Raw genomic sequence first — 3,638 nt, 5'->3', positions numbered from 1 at the left:
TACTTTAATCGTTTATTTAGATCGCTAGCTGTTTTGATAATAAAAGCCGTGTCTTAAAGGACGCGGCTTTTTTGCTATAAAGCCGCCCCCCGCGCCGTTATTTACGCTGCTTTATCTACAATCTTTTCATCACCACTAATTTTGCTATCGCCATTCAGCTCTTTTGTATCAATATACGCATTACCGCTAACACTTGCCTTATCATAAACATTTGTCCAACCAGTAATCTGTGCATTCCCATAAACCCATGCATTGCCATAAATCAGTGCTCCAAACCAAACATTAGCATTCCCATAAACACGGGCATTACCAAAAACTTTAGCAAAACCAGTAACAAAAGCATTATCATAAACCTTGGCATTACCCTTTATAACTGCTTTATCGCATACCTCGGCGTTATTAAAAACGCGGGCGCGCCTGTAAACATAAGAAGAACCACAAATCTTAGCATTATCATAAACCTTGGCATTATCATAAACGCTACCATATTCAAAAACCTGAGCATTGTCACAAATACGTGCCTTACCAAAAACATCAGCATGACCAAAAACCTGAGCATCATCAGAAATCCTAGCATCATCAAAAACCCGCGCATTATCACCAACCCAGCAATTGCCATCATGTGACAAGTTGCTTTCACTTTGTATAAAACCACCCAAATCGCCTGCCTTGATATTACCAAAATCTCTTAAAGCGCGTATACGATAAACAGTGCGAACACGATCACTCAAAAGATCTTTCACTGTTTTCATTTCACTTGTTAATTCATACTTTTTATCTAAATTCTGCTTTTGAAGGGGAATGTTATCATTTGCAACTAATAGAGAAGTTGCTTGTTTTTTAACTGTAGCACTCATGCTAGTAATCCTATTCGTAAAGAAGGTTTCTATTGACACCCTATAAGGGCGCCGGGCGCTAGAAACACGGCGAATAGTCCGCTGTGTGCTTTCCCCTAAAAAGGGTATTGTATAACACACTACACCCGACATAAATCGTTATATGCCAATGATAGCATAAAAGAAAGTCAGTATTTTAAAAGGCATGGGAGAGGCTGTATCGTAACCTATCCGCTATTCGCTAAGTGTTTCTACACACTTGATGCCTTTCTAAACGAACCTTTCATTAAAGTCAATACGTATTTTTTATTTTTTTCAATTTTTTCCATTTTGATACCTACCTAATTGAATACCAAGTGCTTTTAAATTTTACTTTTGGTTTTTAGTATAAAATGTAGTGCGTAAATGGACATGTTTATTAAACTGCGTGTATGCAACATGAGAAAGAATGAATAAACTAAAAAAAAGTACCAAATAACGATATCTAAATACCAAAATACAGTATAACTATTTGGAAAAATTAAAACGACAAGTGCTAAACTTATTAGCTTTAAGAGTCGGTGCATATACTGTTGTAAATCACGTGTTAATATCTTCCAACCTGTTGTATCATCATCTTTTTTATATTTTGGATTGTTCTGCAACTCAAAAGGAATATGAGAATTGCATAAAATTACAAAAATATTTGTTATTATTATCAAACCAAAAGATGCAAATATCAAAATACCTTGGATAAAGTAGGGATTTTTTTTAATTCCTAAAAAGCATAAAAATATAAAAATTATAATACCAAACAAGGCTCTTAGCTGCTTATCTGTAAACATATTTATTCCCTGCGGTTTTTGATAATTTTTTGATCTCTTTATTGATCTCGTCTATAAGAGGTTCGTAATTGAGAACGCTTTGCGGAATACCACCCCCATAAACCCATGCTTTCACTTGCGCCTTGGTACTGTAATCAACTTTCTCAGGCATCTCATGATACTGACCACCGTCAAATTCTTCGTATTCTCTTGTGCCATCATCATATTCGTAAAGATTGTAAAAATACTCAGCTACCCCTAATCCCCATGGTGCATATCCAACCGCTGTTGCAACCCACTTTTTTCCCCCCTTCTGTTTACGTTTTTTTAAAAACATCTGGTTTAATATCCCCTATCTAAATCCATAACTTTACCAATGGGTTTATTTGCCTCAAAATGGACTGTACAGAAGCGTTTTTAATTTCAATGTGGTTTTTATCATAAAATCTTTAAATCGCTCTGTACGGTGCCTTTCTGTCAATTTAAACGCATGTCTATTCTCAAAAGCATCAGCAAATTTCACTACTTTGCTGTTTTTTCGGATGCTTTTAAATACGATTTCATGACTGATGCTCCCGACAAAAGCTCTGCTTTCAAATTTCTGCAATACTCTGCAAGCTCTGCTCCTGTTGGCATAAAGGTTTTCGATAATCCTTTTGCTTTTCCGCATATGATATCCTTAACAGCCTGCTTTAGAGCGTATTCTGAAGCATCTGATAAGGCTATGCTGTAATTTAAAGCGATAACATTAGGGTCTATATTTGCCGGTATTTTTAGACCAGAAAGCAAATAAGCAACCGCCTCGATATGTTCAACCGTAACTTTCCGTGAAAGCAGTGCGTGTAAGCGATTACAGTCTTGCAAAACTTGCGATCTCTCCTCCAGCGTCAACGGCTTTCCATGCATAGAGGTTGGAGGGTACACACTCCGGTCCACTCTCTTGGCAAGTGCTTGCAAATGAACTGATAGCCTCTGTATCTCTGCTGCATTCTGATCCATAAGAATTGCTAGTGGTGATTGCTGCTTTGAGTGTACTGAAGCTTTGTGAAAGGCTGTTTGTGAAGTTATTTGTTGAGAGCTTATAGCGTTCGTTTGCATATCGTTTCTCCTGTTCTAATTTCTTGGCTAGCGTTCCATTCTGGTTAATAATCCAACCATACCAAGCACTTTGCCAATCGCGATTGTTTGCATTTCGACATGGGTTAGCTTTCCAATGAAGTTTAAATCTTTCGAATTCTAATAACGCCTCATCATGCGTTAAGCCTTTATCGATTGCGTATTGCAAATCGGGTTCAAAATCTTCTGGTACGCTTCCAAGTTCTTTTTTCCCCTTACTTCGCTTGGCTTTCTTAGGAACGCTTGTCTGCTCGTGAATGGGAGGTTGGTTGGTTTGCTCTGATTGGCTTTCAACATCACACTCGATTGGCTCGTCAACCAAATCGATTGTTTCTAAATCTTCAAAATCAATTTCTTTTTTTAATAAAACGTTAGTTTTATTTTTTTTATATATGTTAATGTTATTGTTAATGGCATTGCGTTCGCATTGCGCAACACTATGCGCATCGTATGCGCTCTGCATGCAATCCGCATATGCGTTTTCTTTTATATGATTATTGTCATTTTTACCTTTTGTTTTATGCCATCTAGAATGAGCTGCTTTTGTTGCTGCTTCTGATTTCTCTTTGCTATCATTTAATTCTAATTCAACATCTGGATTCCACAACCGACCATCTTCTAAACAAATGATATGTCCAGTTTCTAATAAAAGATCTAATGCCTTCTGAAATTTTTTTACTGAGCAGCCAGCCAATAAAGATAACACTTTAAAATTATTCGTAAGCGGCTCTCCTGTGCGAAGCATTTGAAAGCGCAACTTAACATATATGAAACCTTCAAAAGCTGGCAAATATGCAAGATCAAGTAGCCACTTGTCTGCAAAAAGCCTCGTCCATGGTAATTTACTGGACATACCCCAATTCCCTTTCTTTAACTAAATATA

The 3,638-nt window shown here is 36.9% G+C and carries 5 protein-coding genes; all 5 read right to left on the bottom strand.

The features are described from left to right. Positions 1-101: 101 nt before the first annotated feature. Entirely contained in the window at positions 102-857 is a 756-nt protein-coding gene (locus tag ACFIKR_RS08960; protein WP_375659603.1) for a hypothetical protein, read from the bottom strand. Between the two features lie 341 nt (positions 858-1,198). Beyond that, positions 1,199-1,660, bottom strand: coding sequence for a hypothetical protein (locus tag ACFIKR_RS08955; RefSeq protein ID WP_375656145.1), 462 nt, complete (start codon positions 1,658-1,660; stop codon positions 1,199-1,201). Beyond that, a complete protein-coding gene (locus ACFIKR_RS08950) occupies positions 1,647-1,976 on the bottom strand; it encodes a hypothetical protein (protein WP_375656146.1) in 330 nt (109 codons plus the stop codon). Before ACFIKR_RS08950 ends, ACFIKR_RS08955 begins: the two co-directional genes overlap by 14 nt. Positions 1,977-2,161: 185 nt before the next feature. Beyond that, the gene (locus ACFIKR_RS08945; protein WP_375645007.1) at positions 2,162-2,503 is read right to left on the bottom strand and encodes a hypothetical protein; all 342 of its coding nucleotides are present in this window, start codon (positions 2,501-2,503) and stop codon (positions 2,162-2,164) included. Then, positions 2,490-3,608: a hypothetical protein gene (locus ACFIKR_RS08940; RefSeq protein WP_375659602.1), complete on the bottom strand. Its 1,119-nt coding sequence runs from the start codon at positions 3,606-3,608 to the stop codon at positions 2,490-2,492. The genes ACFIKR_RS08945 and ACFIKR_RS08940 overlap by 14 nt, the downstream gene beginning before the upstream one ends. Positions 3,609-3,638 lie beyond the last annotated feature (30 nt).

Source organism: Bartonella sp. MR30HLJHH (genome assembly GCF_042194195.1).
Taxonomy (GTDB): domain Bacteria; phylum Pseudomonadota; class Alphaproteobacteria; order Rhizobiales; family Rhizobiaceae; genus Bartonella; species Bartonella grahamii.
This window is presented reverse-complemented; position numbering and strand designations above follow the sequence as displayed.